26 protein-coding genes and 2 tRNA genes are annotated in these 22440 nt (G+C 38.3%); 9 read left to right on the forward strand and 19 right to left on the reverse strand.

Annotated features, from left to right (window positions below; translation table 11 throughout):
* Positions 1-36 precede the first annotated feature (36 nt).
* From atpB to NG743_RS12315, 7 genes are all read left to right on the forward strand, one after another.
* Positions 37-792, forward strand: coding sequence for a F0F1 ATP synthase subunit A (atpB, locus tag NG743_RS12285; RefSeq protein ID WP_027403078.1), 756 nt, complete (start codon positions 37-39; stop codon positions 790-792).
* A 145-nt stretch (positions 793-937) separates the two neighbouring features.
* Positions 938-1183, forward strand: coding sequence for an ATP synthase F0 subunit C (atpE, locus tag NG743_RS12290; RefSeq protein WP_013192016.1), 246 nt, complete (start codon positions 938-940; stop codon positions 1181-1183).
* Positions 1184-1558: 375 nt separating this feature from the next.
* Entirely contained in the window at positions 1559-1990 is a 432-nt protein-coding gene (locus NG743_RS12295) for a F0F1 ATP synthase subunit B' (protein ID WP_027403079.1), read from the forward strand.
* A 235-nt stretch (positions 1991-2225) separates the two neighbouring features.
* Complete coding sequence (locus NG743_RS12300; RefSeq protein WP_027403080.1) at positions 2226-2792, forward strand: F0F1 ATP synthase subunit B; 567 nt, start codon at positions 2226-2228, stop codon at positions 2790-2792.
* Positions 2789-3343, forward strand: coding sequence for an ATP synthase F1 subunit delta (gene atpH, locus NG743_RS12305; protein WP_027403081.1), 555 nt, complete (start codon positions 2789-2791; stop codon positions 3341-3343). The genes NG743_RS12300 and atpH overlap by 4 nt, the downstream gene beginning before the upstream one ends.
* A gap of 101 nt (positions 3344-3444) precedes the next feature.
* Entirely contained in the window at positions 3445-4965 is a 1521-nt protein-coding gene (atpA, locus tag NG743_RS12310; protein WP_027403082.1) for a F0F1 ATP synthase subunit alpha, read from the forward strand.
* Between the two features lie 164 nt (positions 4966-5129).
* The gene (locus NG743_RS12315; protein WP_027403083.1) at positions 5130-6077 is read left to right on the forward strand and encodes a F0F1 ATP synthase subunit gamma; all 948 of its coding nucleotides are present in this window, start codon (positions 5130-5132) and stop codon (positions 6075-6077) included.
* 148 nt (positions 6078-6225) lie between these two features.
* Here NG743_RS12315 and NG743_RS12320 read toward each other — a convergent pair whose 3' ends face one another.
* From NG743_RS12320 to NG743_RS12365, 10 genes are all read right to left on the reverse strand, one after another.
* Positions 6226-6576 (reverse strand): DUF5615 family PIN-like protein, encoded by a 351-nt coding sequence (locus NG743_RS12320; protein ID WP_257122051.1) that lies wholly within the window; start codon positions 6574-6576, stop codon positions 6226-6228.
* Positions 6577-6888 (reverse strand): DUF433 domain-containing protein, encoded by a 312-nt coding sequence (locus NG743_RS12325; protein WP_027403085.1) that lies wholly within the window; start codon positions 6886-6888, stop codon positions 6577-6579.
* 67 nt (positions 6889-6955) lie between these two features.
* Positions 6956-7291, reverse strand: coding sequence for an HNH endonuclease (locus NG743_RS12330; protein WP_306459852.1), 336 nt, complete (start codon positions 7289-7291; stop codon positions 6956-6958).
* Positions 7292-7358: 67 nt separating this feature from the next.
* Positions 7359-7736 carry a hypothetical protein gene (locus tag NG743_RS12335; protein ID WP_190382639.1) on the reverse strand — a complete coding sequence of 126 codons (378 nt, stop codon included), beginning with the start codon at positions 7734-7736 and terminating at the stop codon, positions 7359-7361.
* Between the two features lie 107 nt (positions 7737-7843).
* Positions 7844-8083, reverse strand: a complete 240-nt coding sequence (locus NG743_RS12340; RefSeq protein ID WP_168635863.1) for a hypothetical protein — start codon at positions 8081-8083, stop codon at positions 7844-7846.
* 109 nt (positions 8084-8192) lie between these two features.
* A complete protein-coding gene (locus tag NG743_RS12345; protein ID WP_027403088.1) occupies positions 8193-8435 on the reverse strand; it encodes a YgiT-type zinc finger protein in 243 nt (80 codons plus the stop codon).
* Positions 8436-8655: 220 nt separating this feature from the next.
* Entirely contained in the window at positions 8656-8829 is a 174-nt protein-coding gene (locus NG743_RS12350) for a hypothetical protein (protein WP_160170634.1), read from the reverse strand.
* 430 nt (positions 8830-9259) lie between these two features.
* Positions 9260-9472: a type II toxin-antitoxin system HicB family antitoxin gene (locus tag NG743_RS12355; RefSeq protein ID WP_027403089.1), complete on the reverse strand. Its 213-nt coding sequence runs from the start codon at positions 9470-9472 to the stop codon at positions 9260-9262.
* A 30-nt stretch (positions 9473-9502) separates the two neighbouring features.
* The gene (locus NG743_RS12360; RefSeq protein ID WP_053540868.1) at positions 9503-10471 is read right to left on the reverse strand and encodes a lipase family protein; all 969 of its coding nucleotides are present in this window, start codon (positions 10469-10471) and stop codon (positions 9503-9505) included.
* A 34-nt stretch (positions 10472-10505) separates the two neighbouring features.
* Positions 10506-13160, reverse strand: a complete 2655-nt coding sequence (locus NG743_RS12365) for a dynamin family protein (protein ID WP_257122052.1) — start codon at positions 13158-13160, stop codon at positions 10506-10508.
* A gap of 150 nt (positions 13161-13310) precedes the next feature.
* On the opposite strand from NG743_RS12365, the gene NG743_RS12370 reads away from it, so the two are divergent.
* Both NG743_RS12370 and NG743_RS12375 read left to right on the forward strand, forming a co-directional pair.
* Positions 13311-14582: a hypothetical protein gene (locus NG743_RS12370; protein ID WP_257122053.1), complete on the forward strand. Its 1272-nt coding sequence runs from the start codon at positions 13311-13313 to the stop codon at positions 14580-14582.
* 32 nt (positions 14583-14614) lie between these two features.
* Positions 14615-15217 (forward strand): Uma2 family endonuclease, encoded by a 603-nt coding sequence (locus tag NG743_RS12375; protein ID WP_257122054.1) that lies wholly within the window; start codon positions 14615-14617, stop codon positions 15215-15217.
* 107 nt (positions 15218-15324) lie between these two features.
* On the opposite strand, the gene NG743_RS12380 is transcribed toward NG743_RS12375, so the two are convergent.
* The 9 genes from NG743_RS12380 to ffh form a co-directional block, all read right to left on the reverse strand.
* Positions 15325-15396 (reverse strand) — tRNA-Thr (locus NG743_RS12380).
* 79 nt (positions 15397-15475) lie between these two features.
* Positions 15476-15558, reverse strand: a tRNA-Tyr gene (locus tag NG743_RS12385).
* A 270-nt stretch (positions 15559-15828) separates the two neighbouring features.
* Complete coding sequence (locus tag NG743_RS12390) at positions 15829-16605, reverse strand: DUF6816 family protein (RefSeq protein ID WP_257122055.1); 777 nt, start codon at positions 16603-16605, stop codon at positions 15829-15831.
* Between the two features lie 194 nt (positions 16606-16799).
* Positions 16800-17225, reverse strand: coding sequence for a ChuX/HutX family heme-like substrate-binding protein (locus NG743_RS12395; protein WP_257122056.1), 426 nt, complete (start codon positions 17223-17225; stop codon positions 16800-16802).
* Between the two features lie 100 nt (positions 17226-17325).
* Positions 17326-18279: a PhoH family protein gene (locus NG743_RS12400; RefSeq protein ID WP_027403097.1), complete on the reverse strand. Its 954-nt coding sequence runs from the start codon at positions 18277-18279 to the stop codon at positions 17326-17328.
* A 430-nt stretch (positions 18280-18709) separates the two neighbouring features.
* Positions 18710-19096: a KH domain-containing protein gene (locus tag NG743_RS12405; RefSeq protein WP_027403098.1), complete on the reverse strand. Its 387-nt coding sequence runs from the start codon at positions 19094-19096 to the stop codon at positions 18710-18712.
* Between the two features lie 7 nt (positions 19097-19103).
* Positions 19104-19364: a 30S ribosomal protein S16 gene (gene rpsP, locus NG743_RS12410; protein ID WP_027403099.1), complete on the reverse strand. Its 261-nt coding sequence runs from the start codon at positions 19362-19364 to the stop codon at positions 19104-19106.
* Between the two features lie 380 nt (positions 19365-19744).
* Positions 19745-20485, reverse strand: a complete 741-nt coding sequence (locus NG743_RS12415) for a Uma2 family endonuclease (protein WP_257122057.1) — start codon at positions 20483-20485, stop codon at positions 19745-19747.
* Between the two features lie 172 nt (positions 20486-20657).
* Positions 20658-22106, reverse strand: a complete 1449-nt coding sequence (gene ffh / locus NG743_RS12420; protein WP_193963923.1) for a signal recognition particle protein — start codon at positions 22104-22106, stop codon at positions 20658-20660.
* Positions 22107-22440 lie beyond the last annotated feature (334 nt).

Consider the following 22440-nt stretch of genomic DNA (forward strand, 5'->3'; position numbering starts at 1 on the left):
TCCTCGATTTTTGGGGAAAACCCTTGAAGAACGCCCATGCTTAGTGTATTAAACGCTTTTAACGCTTTTCCCCTCGCCGAATTAGAAGTAGGTCATCACTTCTTGTGGCAATTGGGCAGTCTCAAAATACATGGGCAAGTATTTCTCACCTCATGGTTTGTGATTGCTATCCTAGTAATAGCATCACTAGCTGCCACCAGAAACGTCCAAAAAATTCCTCGTGGCATCCAAAATTTGATGGAATATGCCCTAGAATTTATTCGGGATCTAGCTAAAAACCAACTCGGAGAGAAAGAGTATCGCCCCTGGGTACCATTTATTGGTACGCTATTCTTGTTTATCTTCGTATCAAATTGGTCAGGAGCATTAATTCCCTGGAAGCTAATCCACTTGCCTTCTGGTGAACTAGCAGCACCTACCAACGACATAAATACAACAGTCGCATTGGCATTGCTAACCTCCTTGGCGTATTTTTACGCTGGATTTAGCAAACGAGGTTTAGGCTACTTTAAAAAATATATCGAGCCAACACCGATTCTATTGCCAATTGCCATTCTCGAAGATTTTACCAAGCCCCTCTCCCTAAGCTTCCGTTTATTTGGAAATATATTGGCGGATGAATTAGTAGTGGCGGTATTGGTGTTGCTTGTGCCTCTCTTTGTGCCTTTGCCAGTAATGGCTTTGGGTTTGTTTACTAGTGCCATTCAAGCCCTAGTATTTGCGACCTTAGCCGGAGCGTATATTCATGAGGCTTTAGAGGGACACGGCGAAGAAGGACATGAGGAGCATTAACGCCCTCAGTTGATAGCCCAGTGTAGACGAGCAAACTTGCTCAAAACATCGCCACAGCGATTTGAAAACCTAGTGCAGTGTGAAAGCACACATCTAGCTGTTACGTACATTTGTAATTTTTGTAGTTAAAGCAAGGAAAATCGTCATGGATCCATTAGTACAAGCTGCCTCAGTTCTAGCTGCTGCTCTCGCTATCGGTTTAGCTGCAATTGGACCTGGTATTGGTCAAGGTAATGCAGCAGGTCAAGCCGTAGAAGGTATTGCCCGTCAGCCCGAAGCAGAAGGCAAAATTCGCGGCACACTACTTTTAACCTTAGCCTTCATGGAATCCTTGACAATTTACGGTTTGGTAATTGCCTTGGTATTGCTATTCGCTAACCCTTTTGCCTAAGACCGAAAAAGTTTTGTTAGTGTAGAGACGTGAAAGATGTCACTAGATTTTGGATTTTGGATTGACGATTTTGGATTGACTCCACCAAACAAGTGTAGAGATTGAAGATTTGGGATTGACGTTAGCGAAGCGTACGCAGCGCAGCGAGTATTTTTCCGTCTTGAAGGACGGAGTTTATACCAAATTTTTTGAATCTAAAATCTAAAATCTAAAATCTAAAATTCCCGGTGACAGATAGCGAAAAGCTGGATATCTACACGCCTCTATAAACTAGCAACTTATTGATAATTAGTCAGAACGGGATTCGTAAAATTATCAAAGGCTAGATCATATCACTAGCCAAGAAAATTAGTATTCCAGCCAAAGAGGAGAGAAATGTTTGATTTCGATGCTACCTTGCCATTGATGGCATTGCAATTCCTGTTGTTGGCAGCTTTGTTGAATGCAATTTTCTACAAGCCTATGACTAAGGTATTGGATGACCGGGATAACTATGTCCGTACCAATAACCTTGATGCTCGTGAGCGCTTGGCTAAAGCTGAAACCTTAGCAAAAGAGTATGAGCAGCAACTATCATCTGCGCGTAAGCAGTCTCAGTTGACTATAGAAGCTGCCCAAAATGAAGCTAAGAAAATTACGGCACAAAAAATAGCCGAAGCCCAACAGGAAGCCCAAGCCCAACGCGAACAAGCTGCTAAAGAAATAGAGCAGCAAAAGCAAGCAGCTATGGCTACCCTAGAAGGACAAGTTGATGCCCTCAGCAACCAGATTCTAGAAAAACTATTAGGAGCAGCTTTGGCGAAATAATATAACAGGAGTCAGGAGTCAGAATTCAGGAGTAAAACCCGTTTGTGGTCAGAGTTCCTTGATTGATTTTCTTACTACCTTGGCGGTTGTTATATCACCAAACTGGTTCTACGAAAGCATAAACACTTAAGGGCATTTGCCTAGAAAGTGATGAAATTTAAGTGTCCAAAAGATTGGCACTTTTTTCCCTGTCGGGAAAAATTAACGAATTACCAAGCGAGCAGCGCACTTGTAGATGGGTAACATGGGCAATATTTTATTACTTGCCGCGGAAGCTGTTCACTCTGAAATGGCAGAGGGCGCAGCAGAAGGCGGGTTTGGTCTAAACCTAGACATCCTGGAAACCAATCTAATTAACTTAGTAATTCTGATTGGCATACTATTCTACTTTGGACGCAAAGTTTTAACTAATATCTTGACTGAAAGACGCTCCGGTATTGAAAGCGTTATTCAAGATGCAGAAGGACGCTTGCGGGAAGCACAAACTTCTTTGGCTAAAGCCCAAGGACAGTTAACCCAAGCACAGCAAGAGGCACAGAGAATCACTCAAGTAGCTGAACAAAATGCTCAGGCTGCTAAAGAGGCTATTTTAGCTAAAGCAAATTTAGATGTAGCCCGGTTAAAAGAAACCGCAGCATCTGATTTGAATGCAGAACTAGAGAAAGCTATCTCCCAACTTCGACAAAAAGTAGTGCAGCAAGCACTACAAAAAGTAGAAGGACAACTCAAGGGTGGTATTAGCGCAGATGCTCAACAAATTTTAATTGATCGTAGCATCGCACAACTGGGAGGGGAGACATGAAAAGTGATGCAGCAACCGCTGAAGTATCTCAGCCTTATGCACAGGCATTGTTATCCATTGCTCAATCTCAAAACTTAACAGAAGAAGTTGGGGGAGATGCACGGACTTTCTTGAGCTTACTAACAGGGAGTCAAGAACTCACAGGCTTTTTGAGCAATCCCTTTGTGAAGCCAGAAAACAAGAAAAATGTCCTCAGACAATTACTTGGCGAAGGTGTAAACCCCTGCCTACGTAACTTTTTACTGCTGTTAGTTGACAGAAGACGGATTGCTTTTTTAGAACCGATTTTACAGCAGTATTTGGCGTTATTACGCCAGCTAAATCAAACTGTATTGGCTGAAATTACTTCTGCGGTTCCCCTCACAGAAACCCAACAGCAAGCAATTACAGAAAAGGTAATTACTCTGACCAAAGCTCGTCAGGTGGAATTAGCCACCAAAATAGACAGCGATTTAATTGGTGGTGTAATTATCAAAGTTGGTTCTCAAGTAATTGACGCTAGTTTGCGTGGTCAACTACGTCGTCTTTCCCTACGTTTAAGCAGTAACTAGAAAGTTCTGAATAAATGTCAGTAGTCATTGGTCAATAGCTCATAAAAAACAACTGACAACTGACAACGGACAACTAACAACTAACAACTGACAACTGACAAATGAGTATTTCCATTAGACCTGACGAAATCAGCAGCATCATCCAACAACAAATCGAGCAATATGACCAAGAGGTTAAAGTTGCTAACGTTGGTACAGTGCTACAAGTTGGTGACGGTATTGCCCGGATTTATGGCTTGGAAAAAGCTATGGCTGGGGAACTCCTGGAATTTGAAGATGGTACAATTGGTATCGCCCAAAACTTAGAAGAAGATAACGTTGGTGCGGTACTGATGGGCGAGGGTCGGAGTATTCAAGAAGGTAGCTCTGTAACCGCTACTGGTAGAATTGCCCAAGTAGGCGTAGGTGACGCTCTCATTGGTCGAGTTGTTGATGCTTTGGGTCGTCCTATTGATGGTAAAGGTGATCCTAAGACTACCGAAACTCGGTTAATTGAATCCCCAGCCCCTGGGATTATTGCCCGTCGGTCTGTACATGAACCGATGCAAACAGGGATTACCGCTATTGACTCCATGATTCCTGTAGGTCGTGGTCAACGGGAATTGATTATTGGAGATCGTCAAACTGGTAAAACTGCGATCGCTATTGACACCATCATCAACCAAAAAGGTGAAGATGTCGTTTGCGTTTACGTAGCTATCGGTCAAAAAGCTTCCACAGTTGCTAACGTAGTCCAAACCCTACAAGAAAAAGGCGCGATGGACTATACAGTAGTTGTAGCTGCTAGTGCCAGTGAACCAGCTACCCTACAATTCCTCGCTCCCTACACAGGCGCTAGTATTGCTGAGTATTTCATGTACAAAGGCAAAGCGACCTTAATCATCTATGATGACCTTTCTAAGCAAGCCCAGGCTTATCGCCAAATGTCCTTGCTGCTCCGTCGTCCACCCGGTCGGGAAGCGTATCCTGGAGACGTATTCTACATTCACTCTCGCTTGTTGGAACGTGCTGCTAAACTCAGCGATGAATTAGGTAAAGGTAGCATGACTGCATTACCTATCATTGAAACCCAAGCTGGTGACGTATCCGCATACATTCCTACCAACGTAATTTCTATTACTGACGGTCAGATTTTCTTGTCTTCTGACTTGTTTAACTCTGGTATCCGTCCCGCTGTAAACCCCGGTATCTCTGTATCCCGTGTAGGTTCTGCGGCTCAAACCAAGGCAATGAAGAAAGTTGCCGGTAAGATTAAACTAGAATTGGCGCAATTTGACGACTTACAAGCTTTCGCCCAATTCGCTTCCGATTTAGACAAAGCCACCCAAGATCAGTTGGCGCGTGGTGTGCGTTTACGGGAACTCTTAAAACAGCCCCAAAACGATCCTCTCTCCGTAGCTGAACAAGTAGCAGTTCTTTACGCTGGGATTAACGGTTATTTAGATGACATCGCAGTTAATCAAGTAACTACCTTTGCTAAGGGTTTACGTGATTATCTGAAAAATGTTAACACTGCCTATTACCAAGGCGTACAAGGTAGCAAAGCCCTTGGTGATACAGAAGAAGTAGCTTTGAAAGCCGCTCTCACCGAGTTCAAAAAGACCTTCCAAGCAGCAGCGTAAAAGTTTTGGATTTTGGATTTTGGATTTTGGATTAAATAGACTCGTCCAAAAATTAGATATCAGCCTATAAAATACAGGGATCTGATATTTATTTGCAGATGAGTCTAATCTAAAATCCGAAATTCCGAATCTAAAATCTAAAATCTAAAATCTAAAATCGGATTATGGCTAATCTCAAATCAATACGCGATCGCATTCAGTCGGTCAAAAACACCAAGAAAATCACAGAAGCCATGCGGCTGGTAGCTGCGGCGAGAGTCCGTCGCGCTCAAGAACAGGTAATTGCTACCCGTCCCTTTGCAGACCGTTTGGCGCAAGTATTGTATGGCTTGCAAACCAGACTGCGGTTTGAAGATGTCAATCTCCCCCTACTGAAAAAACGCGAAGTTAAAACAGTAGGTCTGTTGGTAATTTCCGGCGATCGGGGTTTATGTGGTGGTTACAACGGTAACGTCATCCGTCGTGCCGAAAATCGCGCCAAGGAACTCCAAGCTGAAGGCGTAAACTATACTTATGTATTGGTTGGTCGTAAAGCTACTCAATACTTCCAACGCCGGAATCAGCCTATTGACGCTACCTACAGCGGTTTAGAACAAATTCCTACCGCCGCAGAAGCGACAAATATTGCTGATGAACTACTTTCTCTCTTCCTTTCGGAAAAAGTAGACCGGATTGAGTTAGTTTATACAAAATTTGTCTCCTTGATCAGTTCTCGTCCCGTAATCCAAACCCTTCTACCTTTGGATACCCAAGGTTTAGAAGCAGCGGATGATGAAGTTTTCCGTCTAACTACCCGTGGTGGTCAATTCCAAGTGGAACGGGAAAAGGTAGCTAGTACAGTGACAGCTTTACCTAGTGACATGATTTTTGAACAAGATCCAGTGCAAATTCTGGATTCTTTGTTGCCATTATATCTGAGCAATCAGCTATTAAGAGCATTACAAGAATCAGCAGCTAGTGAACTAGCCGCACGGATGACAGCAATGAGTAACGCCAGCGAAAACGCCGGTGAGTTGATTAAAAGTCTATCTTTGTCTTACAACAAAGCTCGTCAAGCTGCAATTACCCAGGAACTTCTGGAAGTTGTCGGTGGTGCGGAAGCGCTTACTTAATTTGGTGATTGGTGATTGGAGGTAGTTGTAAAATGAACTATGGCCAATCATCAATTATTAATAATTATTGAACTTCAATTTATACTCTATTTTTATTGGTAAAGTTAATGATGATGTGATAATTCATGATATTTTTCTTCATATTAGATTATTTGCAAGGAGCATATTCAACTACATTCATCCATTCGTCAATTTCAGAAGCCTGAGCAATAAATTCTAAATCTTTAACAAATTGACCAATTGCGCCGCCTAATTGATGTCCAAAAATTAATCCTGAAAATTGTTTTCCTTCTATTTGCCAAGTTTCAGCTAATACGCGAAAACGGATATCTTGAGTAAACAGGACTCGTTTTAGTTCAGTCACTCTTTCTAATAATTTATCATCAGGAAGTTCTTGGGTTTCATCATCAAAGGCAGTTAATGCATCTACACCACGACGGCACAATTGTGATGTAATAGCTTGAGGCACATGAACATCCATATATAAAGCAATAGGCATTTACAACAGTCCTTTCGCTTTCATTCTGCTGTAAAAAGGGGATGGTACTGATTCCTTAATACTTTCCTGTACTTGTTCCCATTCTTGTTTAATTTCTTGGTCAATCTCTTCTTGGTGGTCGAAGTAATAACCCATAGTAGCATGAGCTTCACTATATGTTAAATAAGGATGTTGACGGCACATTTCCTCTACTGACCAACCATAAGCCAGATAATCCATGACAATTTGCGCTACTCTAATTCTCGGTAAACGCTGTAGTCTTGCTGACTGATGATCGTTTTTAACGATATGTGGGTAATTGAGGGTTAACATATTATTTTATCTAGCTAGGTTGCTATATGTTTATATTATGATAGAATCAGCAGTTATAGTCAGCCAGTCATGGGTACAAATTTTGATCAATTAATGATTTACGCGATCGCATTCTGCTTGAAGTATTAAACATCAATAAACGTGATGTAGCTTGACCAATATCAGTAATACCAATAATTTCGGCATTTTTTAATGTAAAATGTTCATCCCAAACTTGTAACCGAGGATTAAATAAGCGAATAATTTCCCCATTATTGGGATCAAGAGTAGCAAAATCAGATCCTTTATAATGATTACAAGGTAAACAAGATAAAGCCAGATTTTCTGATAAAGTTTGACCTCCATGTTTAACAGCAATAATATGATCAATTTCGTGGGTGTAAATAGAAAAATCTTGATGAATTAAACAATGTTCACAACGCCCTTAAGCGCGTTCAATGACTAATTGACGTAGACTAAAAGAAATGGCATTATTTGTCATTTCTAATTACGCTGTAAGCTCTAGCTTTAAGTAAAATCATTAATTGATCTAGCTGTTCATAAATATCTAATTCGCTATTTTCTGCTTTGGAAATTGTCCCCATACGGTTTTTTTCTAATAAGTCTTCTAACCGTGTTTGTGCTTGGGTTGAAACTTTAAATTTAGCTATTTGTTCCGGTGTTGGTTGTTTAATTAAAAAGTCTAAAACCTCCGTATAAGTGTTAGCAGTATCACTAGAATTAGTGAATTTTAATGTTTCTGGTGTATGTGTTTCTATCAATTGTGAAAGCAATTCTGGAAGACGATGTAATATGGGTTGTAAGCGGTTTGCTAGTTCATCCGGTACTTGAATTGTTAATTGTGCCATTTTCGTTAGGGATGGTATGTTTATTGTTTATTTATAGGTTAGCGTGAAAATTCCCGAAATAATATTAGTGTCTAAAAGAAAACGAAAACTCACAGTTCTATCTCCCGTCATGGACTAGGATCTCTAAGATTTGCAAAATCTTCATCTGTAAATTCAATTCCTTCTCTTTCAATTGTTTCTCGAAATCTTAAAACCCCTTGCCAAAAGCTATCTCCCTTATTTTGTAACGGTTTTGCCTGTACCTGTTCCTTTATTTGTGATAACTGAGATTCAAGTACATTAAACAGAGAAGTTTTATCTTCCACAGATAAATCATCCAGAGATTTAATTATTTCTTGTAATGTCATTTTCCAACCTCCTCTAAAGGTTATCTAAACATTTTACAATACTCAAAGCAGTTATGATAGCGTTGATATTTCAACTCTGAGATCGTCATCATTTATGTTAATTTAATGATCATGCAACTTCAAAAGATTGTCCTACTGGAATTAAGTCTTGTGTTTCTTGTTTTTCTAATTTAAGTTTAATAGTTTCAAATCTTCTGATTGTATCTGCATGATAAAAACGCTCTCCACAATTTTGACAAACTAAAGCCTTAACTTTTAATGTTGCGGTGTTACCACCACCTTTGATAATTTCTGTAACGTTAGTTTCTAATAAGTTGCCATTACAAACAACACATTTATCAATGGGAAGCATAATTATTAACTCCTATATATTGGAACTATTACTAGATAAGACTTAGACAGTTCTATCTAAGATAGTAATTTAGTTTGATTTAGATTTTCAGTCTTTTTTTCTAATCCGCCAATTAATCCATTTATTTGGATCAGGACAATAGACAGTAATTAGCACTGCGATCGCACTCTCAAAATTAGGGCGTTGCTGATTTGAGGTATGAAAATGATTTTTGATGATTTCAAAACCCTTGTAGAGACGTTCCATGGAACGTCTCTACACCTAAATTCATACCTGGTTTCAGCAACGCCAAAATTAGTTGCTTATTAAAATTTCTTCGTGGTGGATAGGTCATTTCAAAATAGGAACGAAATGTATATTCGCGTTCTTCTTGGAGAATTTTGGGTTTAGTCATAATTAGTCACCAAATAAATTTTAAAGATCGCTGTACCTTCTGATCACGCACCCTAAAAAAAGCGATCGCACTACAAGATCGGCTGGACTGCTGGTTAAAGCTTACCAATGAGCCTGTCATATTCTGCGTGAGTTCCGATCCAAAGGTACAAGAAGTAATAATTAAACGCAGATATTTTTGTAATTCCTTATAACAGGTTTATTCTTTATCAAGAATCAGACTAACACCACGGCGAACCGCTGCTTATGCTAACCGATTATCAAGTGTTGCTAATGGCAATTGTAAGCGCAATGCTAATTCTAAATAAGCTGCATCATAAGCAGCTAAACCTACTTCTTTTCTTAGTTGTTGCATTCTATTAATTAATTATGTTTCTTGTAATTTTATCACAGGTTGCCAATTTCCGTATTTATTCATAGTTATTTGCTACTTAAATTAAAACTTCAACTTCTTGAGCGATACTTGTAGGTTGGGGAATTGGTAAACCTGACTCTATTAAACCTTCTATATGAAATTCTATGGACTCTACAATTAGTTGTTGAACTTCTGCTAATGTTTCAGCTACAGCTATACAACCGGGTAATTCGGGAACATAAGCACCATAACTGGTATTTCCTTTTTCAATTACTACTGGATAACGCATTATTCTTCCTCCAATTTTATAATTTCTATTTTACTCCTCATCATCATGCAAATTAGAAATATAAGATGGAAGTTTCCCAAAATTGATTCTTTCTATATATTTAATGGCGTGATGTTCTTCTAATGATGTTTTAATTAAGGTGTTTATTAACAACCGAAATTTATTAACATCTGCTTGAGATGGTGATTTTAATTGTGAAGCTAATAAACTGGAAATTTGCAAAATCAATTTAAGATTAGGTAAGTTAGCTTCGGTTTGTTCAATCAGTTCATATTTTTTATTAAGACAATATTCATTACCCACATGAGAATAATCAGCCAGTGTTTTTAATAGTTCTGGTTTCCAATTAATAATTACTTGTTTGATTCCTGGGATTTTATTTAATAAAACAGTGATGATTTTCGGTAAATCAGGAATGAAATCACCCATATTTCTAAATCTATAGATGGGAGTATCCAGAATTAATTCGATTGTACTAACTGGTGGTGCGCCAAATGTATAAGTTTCCAAGGTATAAGGTGCAATAGGTTTTAATTCGCTTTCACTAATTCGTTTAGTAATTAATGTAGCCGCAGCACCGCCTAAACTATGTCCAGTTACGAAAATATTTTTGTTGGCGTTTTCTTCTCTTTGGATAAAGTCTTGTAATTGTTGCCAGAAACTTTTAACATAAAGATTAAAACCGGAGTGAATTGCTTCTGAATTGGGGAATGCAAGTAAGTTAAAGAAGTAATCATCTAATCTTTCTGTACCTCTAATAGCAATGACAATATCATTTTCTGTGGATAGGAGTAAACCACAACAAACTAATTCATCGGTATCACTTAAAGGACGTGGTGCTGAGATAAATTCTATGGTTTGATATGGTTGTAAAAATGATGGAGTACCTGTTTTCAGGATATCGCTAACTATATCATTTCCTTGTTTATAGGCGACGTAAGCGAGTTGAGAAATACAAGCCATTTCTAGGGTGCGTTGTCTGTCGGTGGATGTTTTCATGTTGGTTAATTTTTGGGTGGGTTTGATTTTGTAATTACAGGGTTGTAGATTTATTGATTATAGTTTGTAATTCTTTCTGCACTTGTTCAAGTTCTTGACGTTTTTGGTTAATAAATGCTTTTTCAATTTCCCGTTGTTCTAGGTTTTCTTGGTGAGCTTTTTCTTGTTGTTCTAGCAAATTTTCATATAATGAAATTGCTTCTGTGATCACTCTACTAGCTGCTTCAGAGCGATTATCAAAAACTGTGTTAATAATTTCTTGGGCTGTTTGATAAACTTTATCCTTCGATTGTTCACGAAATTTTTGCATTCCTGTTTGACAAATTGTTGTTTTGATTTTGGTATGTATCCCATCTACATCTAGCATACCTAAGCCAAGTGAACTAGCAATTGCAGCAGCAACAGAAGCTACAGCAATTGCAATAAATCCAATGCCTGCAAAAAAGATTAATCCAGCAGCTAAAGCACCGCCTATTCCCAAACCTCCAACTATTCCTCCAAAACCCATAAAGTCATCATTTAAACCTGTGATAGAAATATTAATTTGCTTGCTAAAATTGGTTTTTATTTGTTGATCTAGCTTGTAAAAATCTTTTTCAATTTTATCTAGTTCATAGTTTATATAGGCACTTAATGATTCAAGATGTTTTTGAAGAATTTTTTCTTTTAATATTTGATTTCCCCATATATCTATATATCTCATTAATTCATTCGTGAATTGATTAGTATAATCTTTAATAAGTTTGTCCTGACTAAATACTGGGCTATGTTTAGAAGACCATTGCTTGCTTTTTTGAAGTATGCGTTTTTCTAATCCTTGATTCCATTCTTCCCAAGATTTTTTAGCTTCTTCAATAACTAATTCTTTTCTTTCTTCTACTAAATTATAAATTCTGATATCACAGCCACTAGCTTCACCTATTTTGTCTAAAATTTCTTTCTTTCCTATTTCTGAAAGTTTTATTTTCCCGTCTAATGATTCCTCGACAATATACAAACTGTCTAAACATTTGGTAATTACTTGGGTTATATCGTTAACTGCACGATTAATTTTTAATGTTCCACGCTCTAAAGTCAAGAATTTCTCTAGAGATTGAGTAAACATTTGGAAAGATTGTAAATATTCATCATTATTTCCATTTTGAATTGATTTCAGTGCTGCTTTAGCAGAAATATAATGAACACGATTGATTTCTTTGAAAACAAGTAAATTTTCTTTTTTGACAAAACTTTCAAGTCTCTGTTTTACATCTTGAATATCTTCTTGATTATCGAGGTTATCCATGAAATTTACTAACACAAAAAGATTATCAGCAGGTTCTTTTTTAGAACTATTATTAAGCTGATATCTTACATCATGCAGTAATTCTTTTTCTTTTTCAGGAAGTAGACGGGTAGCATTAGTTAGGAAAATGGCTGCATCTGTATCTGTTAGTATTTTTTGAGTAATAGCTGTTCTTTGAGGATGTTCATTTAATCCAGGTGAATCTACTATTTCTACACCATTTTTGCATAATGCTAATTCAGGATGTTCAAAAATAATTTCCTCAATATTAGATTGTGCTAATTCATCACTACGATGTTCTAGAGCAGCTTCTTTAGAAATTGTAGCTTTTACTTTATACTCTTCAAAAGCAATTTCCTCACTTCTTCCATCTTTATAGCGACAAATTACCCGCTTTTGAGTTCCATATTTGAGAACTGTAACTGTACCACTACAAGGAATTGCTCTAACTGGCTGAATTTCTTCACCTAACAAAGCATTTAACAAAGTTGATTTACCTTGACTAAATTCCCCAATAACGGCTAACCTAAATCGCTGAGATTGTATTTTTTTAGATACTGTACTCACCTCATTGATGAGAGTATTTGGTAATAAATTATGGTTTTGGCATTCTTGAATTATCTGAAATACTTGATAACAATATCTATCTAATTTCTGACGATAGACTTGGAACTTTTTCAACTCATCATAGGATACACTTGTATGCTTTTGAGTAGTTTTAATTTCTGGTTTAGCAGGTAAAATTGCCAACATATCACTTGCAGCTTTTACAAAGACTGTATCAAGTTCTTGAAACCGAGAAGCATCTAGTAAAAAATGTAGTTCATTTAAAGCATTTGCATCAAAATTTCCTTGATGAGTAAATGCAATCTCAAAAACTTCTAAATATTCAGATTTAACACCTAAATTTTTAGAAACTATTCCTAAATATTGCTTTTCTTTGATGTCTATATCACGAACTTCTAAATATTCAGATTCAACACCTAAATTTTTAGCAACTATTCCTAAGTATTGCTTTTCTCGTAAATCAATTTCACCATCTGCGACTGACATTTCATAACCAAAACCAATTAATAATATTTTTTCTGATTCTGAAAGTGGCAATGTTAACTTTAACAAATCCTGAATTTTTTTATAAGTTTGATTTTCTTTAACTCCTTTAATCATCAAGTTTGTTAATTTCTGTACATCACTATTTGATTGACTAAATCGAGATAAAATTTTCTGTAAATGTTGTTTTTCTTCTTCTGAAACTGTCCCATCTACAAATATTACTCCCATTAGCACTGTTACTAAACCAGCTAAAAATAATACCTGTGGTGTGATATCCCGTTGACTCAATTTTTGTCCTGTGATGCGTGATAATAAATCAACAGTCTCAGAAGTAACTCGTGAAGTATCCATAAAAATCACCAGTGGATAGAGTGTTTAAAAAATATTATTCCCTAATTTAATCAAAATTAACACATTTACCGCACAATCACGGTTATTAGTATTGAAATTTATCAGTTAAGCTATAAAAGTACATATTGATTCAATAAACTCTACAAAGATATGATGTATCAATTTCCATCTATCATTCAAGCTGGTATTGAAGCTGGTAAATATATCCCCGTCTTTAGTAATGGTGTACCCCTAAGCATTGCTAGAGATGCTGTTACAGGTCAGTTTGTGTCTCATGCTATTGGTGTTGTCAATCCATTATCACCACTTGTATCCGCTCCTAATTTTCTCATGACTGGGTTGCAGATGTATCAAAATCAGCAAAATTTTACAGCCGTCATGGGTAGCTTACAAACAATACAAAACAGCTTGGGAGTATTACAAGCAACAACCGCCCTCATCGGTGTAGGAACAGTTGCAGGTGTAGCATTAACAGCAGTGAACTTACACCAAACCCTGAAATTGAGAAAAGAAGTTGAGCAAATGCGGTTAGAGGTCAAAAATGGCTTTATTGACTTGAAACAAGCCTTAAAAGACCAAGGAGCAGAAATTAGACAACTAATTGAACAGGTAGCCCAAGATATCAAATTTGAACAACATCGCACGGTTTTAATTAGAGCCTATGGTTTATTTTTGCAAGCTATAAACCGTTTACGTTCTGCTATGCAATTACAAGATATTAGCCGCAGAAATGCAGAAATTGACGCTGCTAGAGGTATGTTATTTGAGGCTTTAGCAGATTATACAAATCCCCATTTATTAGCAGAAACCTGTGCGCCTGGACAACTGCGCCGGTTAGAATGTTCTTGGGCTATTGAACAAGCAATTATTACCACTTATCAAGTCCAAAATGAAGTTTCCGCAGTGAGCGATCGCCTATCGCAACTCCAAACTAAAATATGTGAAGATGCCCATACTGTAATTAATCAATGTGAATCCCACGACGAACTTGATTTTCTCTTTCCTGAACTTACCCGCATTCATCATCATGATTTAGTAATCATCGAATCATGGCAAAATCATGTAGATTGGGTAAAATCTCTACCTCCAGCAGAATTAAAACTTTTAAATAGTGCTGATTTTAATAATTCCGAAACTACCCAAAATGTAACCGCTTCAGAAATACCACCAGAACAAATCAGCTATGAAAATATAGCCGAAAAATCTCATTTTTATTCCTTACGTGATCAATTATTATTTATGTTTGCGCCAGAATTACGCCGTGAGTATGAAAATTATGTGAGTCAACAAGCCGCAAATTCTGGATACAGAACATTGGTTACATCTAATTTACAACAAGCATCAGATTTAACAGTTGCTAATCTTTTTCACTACTTTAATATTAGAGATGAATCACAGGCAGATGAGTCAAAAGTTAGTTAAAATAAACCTAACATGAGAAACAATCTAAAATTATGACCTATACCCCAGTAAAACCACTCACCTTTGAGCAATTTTTAATTGAATATGGGGACAATACCCGCTATGAACTAATTGACGGAGAACTCAGAGATATGGAACCAACAGGACCCCATGAAGAAGTTGCTGGAAATATTGCCGGGAGAATTTACACTGAGATTATTCATAATAAATTAAACTGGTTGATTCCTAAAAATTGCTTAATTAAACCCTTCTCTGGGTCAGCTACAGCACTCCGTCCAGATGTAATTGTTTTAGATAAAGCAAAACTTAATCAAGAACCACTTTGGCAAAAAGAACCAATAATTTGTCATGGAAATACTATTAAATTAGTTGCTGAAGTTGTGAGTACAAATTGGCAAGATGATTATGCCAGAAAAATAGAAGAATATGCTTTTTTAGAAATACCAGAATATTGGATAATAGACTTTCGGGCATTAGGTGGAATTCAATTTATTGGCAACCCTAAACAACCGACATTAACAATTTGTCAATTAATTAATGGGGTCTATCAACAAGAAAAATATCGTTTAGGAGATAGGATAATTTCTCCTCTATTTCCAGATTTGAAACTTAAATTAGATGACATAATGCCATAGAATCGTAGGTTGGATAGAAAAAAATGAAACTCAACAGACTCCATGTTTTCGTGTTGCTTAAGGAGTTGGTTTATAAAACAAAATTGATAATCTTCGTCATTTTCAAAAGCCCGTGACGAGGATTGAACTCGTGACCTCACCCTTACCAAGGGTGTGCTCTACCACTGAGCCACACGGGCGAAAGCTGAAACAAAATTAAGGCTTATAATGCTGTACACTTATGGTACAGCATTTATAATTCTTAATCTTTGTAGGATATGGGCCGAGCTGGATTTGAACCAGCGTAGGCGTAAACCAACGGATTTACAGTCCGTCTCCATTAACCACTCGGACATCGACCCGTTTGTTTCCCACTGCTTAACTATAATAGCAGCACTCTCTGGATTTAGCAAGGGGTTAGAGAAAATATTTTTTGATAACGTCTAAATCCTTTACTCCCAGCTAGTTTCAGAAGTTTACGCCATTAGGGACTTCTAAGAAATAAATTATCCTGATTAACGAACCACAGAGGCGCAGAGGACACAGAGGAATAAGGGTTTGAGAGATTTTTGCGTTAGGTGGTTGAGTATTTTTTTATTTGGAAGTCCCTTAGTTCGTACCATTTACCAGGTTCAGCTTGCGGGGACAAATTCTAGGCGATACCGATATAATGCCACTGGTCGAGAACCTGCGGCAAAATAATCGGGATCTTGGGGTGAAAGGTAGACGGCGGTTACTTGATCTGCGGTAATGGCTGGAGATGGTGTGGAGAGTTTTTGATAGGCTGTGGTTGACTCTACAGTATTCAAATATGGACGAGAACTGCCTTTAAATAATTGTTGGAAAACTTCTGTGGTGATGAATTGATTATCTGCTGTTGTTTCGGTGGCGCGATCGCTGATAATGGAAATTAATTGCCGTTCACCCCGCAAAAATGTAATTTGCCGATTGGGAGATTGAGGATCTACTTTGGATGATAATACAGCCTCATCGCCTAAATAAGCTCTGGATAAATTTAAACTATTAAATTCTCTATCTGCTACTAATATTGATGCTTGATTTTGAAAGTTACCAAAAATTTTAAACCCAGAATTAGTTGGTTTAACTTTAATGAATTTCACTAAAAAACTAATTGGTTGATTTAATTGACTGCGATTACCTTCAAAGCCTGGTGTCACTATATCCGGTGCTAAAGGTGCGGCTAAATCTACTAATGTGCTGGTAACTTTCCAAGTCCCAGCTATCCAGTCAGGGTAAACTAAATCTCCTTTCGCTGGTTTGACTGATGTTAATTTTTCCCATTGGGGGAATTTGGCTAAATGTTCTGCTAATTCTCCAGCTTGTGCTTCGTTATTTCCTAAGAATAATAAAAGCATTAAGCAAAAACTAACAATTATTTTCATCAACATATTCAACAACTAAAAGTTAAATTTATTTAAAGATTTAAAGATTTAAATATCCCCGACTTCTCAAAGAAGTCGGGGATCTGAAGCTTACGAAATTACAAGGCTTTTAGTAGTTTGTCAAATTTATTTTGACGGGTAATAATCGGAAAAAACTTCTGTTCCTCCCTCCCCTGCCTCTCTTCTCCCCCTGCTTGCCTTCACCCGTCATTTTCGGGTTGACAGACTACTAGGGCTAAAGGTTGCCAAATTTCTCCATATTTTTCTTTTAAAAGTTGCCAAGCTTCTACTTGTCCTGGTTCGTATTCTCCGGGTTTACCCCATTGTAAAAAGAGGCTTAATGCAGGTTTTTCTTCTGCATCTAAAAACCGAATCGCATAGGTTGTAAAATTTCCTCTTTTGGCTTCACCTGTTTCAAATTTCACTTTTTGAATCATATCCATATTCAAATGAAATTCAAAGCCTTCGGTGTGCATATTCGCATATTTACCTTTTGGTAATTCGGCGTAAAATAGCTTTTCTATTTTTCCTCTAGCTTCTAAAACAGCGGCGCTGCTGGTGACAATTAAGCGCAAAGTTCCCAAGGTTTCACAAGCTTCTAAAAATTCTTTCAATGTTGTACTCATAGGTGTTGATTTTTTAGTTGTTAGTGTTCAATTTCAGATTTATAGCGTTTTTTTGGATCTAATACAATCCAGAAGGCAAGAGGGCGCAGACCCTGCGCCCCTACGTTTCGTATTTTTCATAAGCAGCAACAATCCGCTGCACTAAGGGATGACGAACAACGTCTTTTTGAGAAAATTCGCAAATGGCGATTCCTTCCACGTTTCTGAGAATCTGTAAGGCTACATCTAAACCTGATTTTTGATGGGGTGGTAAATCGGTTTGGGTGATGTCACCTGTGATTACCATGCGGGAGTTAAAACCCAATCGGGTTAAAACCATTTTCATTTGCGCCGGTGTGGTATTCTGGGCTTCATCAACGATGATAAAGGCGTTATTTAATGTCCGTCCCCGCATATAAGCTAGTGGTGCGACTTCGATGATTTCCCGTTCGATTAGGTTGGGGACTTTTTCGGGGTCTATGAATTCATTTATGGCATCATATAGGGGACGTAAATAGGGGTTGACTTTTTGCTGTAGGTCTCCTGGTAAAAAGCCGAGTTTTTCTCCTGCTTCGACTGCGGGACGGGTTAAAATCAGTCGTTCAAATTGATTACTGAGTAGGGCTTGGACTGCCATAACTACAGCGAGATAGGTTTTCCCTGTTCCCGCAGGACCAATACAAAAGGTTAAATCACGTCTACGAAGTGCGTCTATATATTGGCGTTGGTGAAAGGTTTTGGCACGAATTTCAAAACCCCGGCGAGTTTTGGCGAGGATATCCCGTTGTAGGTCTTGGAGTTGGTCTTCTGTATTTGTATCGAGGGCTTGACGGGCTGTGAGAATATCGGCACTAGAGATATTATTACCTTTACTCCACAAATTTTCCAGCGATCGCACTAACCGCTTTGCTAATTCTATCTGTTTGGGTGTTCCCGAAATTAATAATTCTTGCCCCCGCAGGACTAAGTTAGCCCCTGTTTGTTGTGATAAAAACTTGATATTTGCCTCACCATAACCAGCTAGAGCGATCGCACTGGACATACTAGGCAGTTGAATTATGGAATCATCTGCCATATTATTGCTGAATTGGGTGAAAGGTGGTTTTTAACAAAATTAATATTTTCCTATAGCAGGGAACAGGGAACAGGGGTGAAACTCTTGTGGTGTATGGTTTTTTAGATAAATTTTGTATCTCATTCAAGTGCATACCGCCATATTAAATGTAAATTGAAAATTCTATAATTTTCTATTAATTAAGGCTTATTAAATAAAACTAAAACTCAAGCAATTTATCAGCAGGTTCTACACTATTCTTTCTTCTTTCTCCTGACTCCTGACTCCTCCCATATTGGAAAATAGGCTGACAACATTTGTTAATTCTTGGCTGGTAAATCCGCAGTGAACACGGAAATATTCGCCAAGACTTGACAATTTTGTTGTCCCCTTTCTCCATCTTTCCCAGAAAATAATCTGTAATCAACCATTTAAACTGACCAGTTATGATCTAGCGTAAACGTGGTTTAACAACAGGTTTGGGAATATTGCTCTCTCTTTCTTTCGACTTGGGTGGTAGTATCCGCTCTTCCTGGTCTTCATCAAAAGACATACTATCTCGACTTTGGGAACTGCCGCCGTAAATATCCAGGTATACTGATTGCCCAGCTAGTTCTGCTGCTGCGGAAATTACAGTGCGAATTGCCTGGATATTTCGTCCCCCCCGACCAAACACTTTTTCTTTATCTATGCTGTTAAAAGCAATGCGAACCCAAGCCCGCTTAAGGGTTTGAGACATTTCACAATCAACGCTTAAAGATTCTGGAGATTCTAAAAACGGTTGCACAAGAAACTTCACCAGCCCCACATAATTGGGATTGGTTGTTAGGGATTTAATCTCAAGACTATGATGCGGCTGTTGCACTGACCTGTTCAAAAACGTTAGCTTTTACGAGGATACGACGAACTGTATCGGTAGGTTGAGCGCCTTGTTGCAGTCGCTTAACAATACCAGGAATATCTAATTTTACTTCATCAGTTCTGGGGTTATAAAATCCTAGTTCTTCTAGGGGGCGACCGTCACGACGGGCAAGATTGTTAATAGCAACAATCCGGTAACTTGCTTCGCGCTTTTTGCCAAATCTTTTTAAACGCAATTTGATCATGTTGAGAACTGTTTCTCCTGTTCCTAGTGAGTGAGTTTGTAACTGATTGATAAGAAAGTGATTGGGATTATTATACCCGCCTTCACAACTTCCAACACTGAAATGCTAATTTTAGCACTTTCTAGCTGTGAATGGCTATTAGTTTAGTTGTCAGTTGGAAAGATATTCTCTCCGTTCCCTGTTCCCGTCGTTTCGGGATAAAACAGTTGTAGTACCTCAATCTTTCCTCCATTACCTGCACTAATTCATTATAAACAATTTTGATAAATTATTGATCAGAGCATAGACTACGTGCTTATTTCCGCAAAGACCAAGATCGAACTTGACCTAAAGTCACAGGAATTCTGTCACTAACATCAATGGTAAACAAAAACACCTTTTTAGAGATTATTGATATCAATACCTTTAGCTGCTAATTTTGCTAATAGGTCTTGATAATTTTTATGTTCTTGTTCAGCACGTTGTTTTTCTTGTTCAGCACGTTGTTTTTCTTGTTCAGCACGCTGTTCTTCTTTGTCGGCACGTTGTTTTTCTTGTTCGACACGTTGATTTAATTCCACAGATGTGAGAAACTTAGCGCCATGAGGATAATAAATTTCTAAGTTATCTGCTGTGAGTTTAAAACGTATGTCTAAACGCGGGCTAACCCAATTATTAATATCCTCAATTGCTTCTAAACATTCTTGTTCAAGAATAAATCCTGTTAATTCAATTGTGTCTGGATTGTATATATAATACTCTTCTACCCCATAACGCTGATAAAAGAGGATTTTTTTGGCCATTTCTTTGGTGCTATTTCCCGGAGATAGGATTTCAAATACCACTTGGGGAGGAATATTATTTTCTTGCCATTGTTTATAAGAACCTCTATCACCTTTGGGTCTTCCAAACACCACCATGACATCAGGTGCTTGTCTGGTTTTTACACTTCCTTCTACAGGATACCAAAGTAAATCACCGGCTATAAATACATCATTGTTTGCGGCGAATAATATTTCTAAATTTTCCTTAATTTTAACAATCCATTCATATTGTTTAGTATTATCGGACATAGGGTTGCCATCACTATCAGGGTAGATGATTTCTGGTTTGATTTCTGGTGGTATAAGTTGCTGTACCATATCTGAATCTCCATTTTACCAAAGGTAAATAAAGTTTTGAACACAAGCAGTAGCACTGACGAATATATTAACAATTATAGTGATTTGCGATAGACCCTGAACAAACACCGTAGTTATTGCATTTGGCAAATCCCGAATTTATGGAAGAAATCCGGGATTTTGTGCTTAAATTCTAAAGAGTCCCAAAACCTTTTTTCTTTTTCTCTTTCTTTTTCTTCGCTGGTGGTGCGCCACCGGGGTAGCCACGCCAGCCGGCTGAGGGGCGATTACCACCTGCGGCTAAGGGATTACCACCACCAAACATTCCGGGCATTCCTGGTATACCACCTTGTCCCATTTGCTGCATGAGCGATCGCATTTTTTGGAAGTCTGCCACCAGTTTGCTTACATCCGCTTCTCTGTAACCAGAACCAGAAGCAATTCGACGGCGGCGACTGGGAGAACTCGATAATAAATCTGGGTCACGGCGTTCTTTGCCCGTCATGGAATTGATCATGGCTTCACAGCGTTTTAGCTGGCTTTCTCCATGCTTTAACTGGTCATCAGAAAGCTTGTTCATGCCCGGAATCATCTTCATAATTCCGCCCAAAGAACCCATGTTTTTCAACAACCGCATTTGCTTGAGAAAGTCAGTAAAATCAAATTTCGCTGACAGGATTTTCTCCTGCATTTGCTCCGCATCTGCCAAATTTATCTCTTCTTGGGCTTTTTCAACTAAGGTGAGAACATCCCCCATGCCCAAAATCCGCGAAGCCATCCGGTCAGGATAAAACGGTTGCAGAGCCTCGACTTTTTCCCCTACACCCACAAATTTAATCGGCGCACCGGAAATTTGCCGCACAGATAACGCCGCACCACCTCGGCTATCCCCATCCATTTTGGTCAGGATTGCCCCAGTAATACCGATTTTATCATGGAAGGTGCGCGTGAGATTTGCCGCCTCTTGACCGGTCATTGCATCCACAACTAACAGGGTTTCATCGGGCTGGACTATTTCTTTGATGCGGGCTAATTCCGCCATCATATCTTCGTCAATTTGTAAGCGTCCGGCAGTATCAATAATTACTGTATTTATGCCTTCGGCTCTGGCACGTTCCACACCTTGACGGGCTATTTCTACGGGGTCTGCTTCAATTCCCAGTTCAAATACTGGGACATCAATTTGCTTACCAAGGGTAATTAACTGGTCAATAGCTGCGGGACGATATATATCTGTAGCCACTAGCAGACAACTACGATCTTGTTTTCGTAAATGCAAAGCCAATTTAGCAGTAGCTGTGGTTTTCCCTGTCCCTTGTAAACCAGCCATAAGAACAACGGTGGTCTTACCTGGAACTTCTGCGAGGGGAACATTTTCTTCCCCCATTACCTGCACTAATTCATCATGAACAATTTTGATGAATTGTTGGTCAGGACGTACACCAGCGATAACTTCAGCCCCTTGTGCCTTAGTTTCAACTTCGCTAATAAAATCTTTGACTACCTGGAGATTAACATCTGCTTCCAACAAAGCCCGACGCACTTCCCGTAAAGCGTCTTGTATATTGGATTGGGAGATTTTATCCTGTCCTCGCAGTTTTTTCCAGGCGGATTCTAAACGGTCAGATAGTGCATCAAACATATTTCAGTTACAACGTAGTTAGTCTGTGGAGAATATTTACTCAGTTTTTAAGGATCTTCTTTACTAGCTTATCTGAGTCTAGCAACTGATGAATCTGGTAAACCGTAATTTTGAAGGTGTTTTAGTTGGTAATAGGTCTTTCCTTACGTAGTAAGAAAGGAAAAACGAACCACAGAGGACACAGAGAACACGGAGAAAGGAGATTTAACAGGGATTTTTGGGTAAGTTTGACCAATAGGACTTACCCACAAGTTACGAAAGAATGAACCACGTTCGCGAAGCGTGCCGAAGGCATAGGTACGAAGGACACGAAGATAAAGAGAGTTTTAGAGGT

The sequence above is a fragment of the Dolichospermum heterosporum TAC447 genome, assembly GCF_024584745.1.
Lineage (GTDB): Bacteria > Cyanobacteriota > Cyanobacteriia > Cyanobacteriales > Nostocaceae > Dolichospermum > Dolichospermum heterosporum.

Bases quoted from the DNA above. Each gene is read 5' to 3' on its own strand.
- atpB (WP_027403078.1), top strand. From the start codon at position 37: ATGCTTAGTGTATTAAACGCTTTTAACGCTTTTCCCCTCGCCGAATTA.
- atpE (WP_013192016.1), top strand. From the start codon at position 938: ATGGATCCATTAGTACAAGCTGCCTCAGTTCTAGCTGCTGCTCTCGCT.
- NG743_RS12295 (WP_027403079.1), top strand. From the start codon at position 1,559: ATGTTTGATTTCGATGCTACCTTGCCATTGATGGCATTGCAATTCCTG.
- NG743_RS12300 (WP_027403080.1), top strand. From the start codon at position 2,226: ATGGGTAACATGGGCAATATTTTATTACTTGCCGCGGAAGCTGTTCAC.
- atpH (WP_027403081.1), top strand. From the start codon at position 2,789: ATGAAAAGTGATGCAGCAACCGCTGAAGTATCTCAGCCTTATGCACAG.
- atpA (WP_027403082.1), top strand. From the start codon at position 3,445: ATGAGTATTTCCATTAGACCTGACGAAATCAGCAGCATCATCCAACAA.
- NG743_RS12315 (WP_027403083.1), top strand. From the start codon at position 5,130: ATGGCTAATCTCAAATCAATACGCGATCGCATTCAGTCGGTCAAAAAC.
- NG743_RS12320 (WP_257122051.1), bottom strand. From the start codon at position 6,576: ATGCCTATTGCTTTATATATGGATGTTCATGTGCCTCAAGCTATTACA.
- NG743_RS12325 (WP_027403085.1), bottom strand. From the start codon at position 6,888: ATGTTAACCCTCAATTACCCACATATCGTTAAAAACGATCATCAGTCA.
- NG743_RS12335 (WP_190382639.1), bottom strand. From the start codon at position 7,736: ATGGCACAATTAACAATTCAAGTACCGGATGAACTAGCAAACCGCTTA.
- NG743_RS12340 (WP_168635863.1), bottom strand. From the start codon at position 8,083: ATGACATTACAAGAAATAATTAAATCTCTGGATGATTTATCTGTGGAA.
- NG743_RS12345 (WP_027403088.1), bottom strand. From the start codon at position 8,435: ATGCTTCCCATTGATAAATGTGTTGTTTGTAATGGCAACTTATTAGAA.
- NG743_RS12350 (WP_160170634.1), bottom strand. From the start codon at position 8,829: ATGACTAAACCCAAAATTCTCCAAGAAGAACGCGAATATACATTTCGT.
- NG743_RS12355 (WP_027403089.1), bottom strand. From the start codon at position 9,472: ATGCGTTATCCAGTAGTAATTGAAAAAGGAAATACCAGTTATGGTGCT.
- NG743_RS12360 (WP_053540868.1), bottom strand. From the start codon at position 10,471: ATGAAAACATCCACCGACAGACAACGCACCCTAGAAATGGCTTGTATT.
- NG743_RS12365 (WP_257122052.1), bottom strand. From the start codon at position 13,160: ATGGATACTTCACGAGTTACTTCTGAGACTGTTGATTTATTATCACGC.
- NG743_RS12370 (WP_257122053.1), top strand. From the start codon at position 13,311: ATGATGTATCAATTTCCATCTATCATTCAAGCTGGTATTGAAGCTGGT.
- NG743_RS12375 (WP_257122054.1), top strand. From the start codon at position 14,615: ATGACCTATACCCCAGTAAAACCACTCACCTTTGAGCAATTTTTAATT.
- NG743_RS12390 (WP_257122055.1), bottom strand. From the start codon at position 16,605: ATGTTGATGAAAATAATTGTTAGTTTTTGCTTAATGCTTTTATTATTC.
- NG743_RS12395 (WP_257122056.1), bottom strand. From the start codon at position 17,225: ATGAGTACAACATTGAAAGAATTTTTAGAAGCTTGTGAAACCTTGGGA.
- NG743_RS12400 (WP_027403097.1), bottom strand. From the start codon at position 18,279: ATGGCAGATGATTCCATAATTCAACTGCCTAGTATGTCCAGTGCGATC.
- rpsP (WP_027403099.1), bottom strand. From the start codon at position 19,364: ATGATCAAATTGCGTTTAAAAAGATTTGGCAAAAAGCGCGAAGCAAGT.
- NG743_RS12415 (WP_257122057.1), bottom strand. From the start codon at position 20,485: ATGGTACAGCAACTTATACCACCAGAAATCAAACCAGAAATCATCTAC.
- ffh (WP_193963923.1), bottom strand. From the start codon at position 22,106: ATGTTTGATGCACTATCTGACCGTTTAGAATCCGCCTGGAAAAAACTG.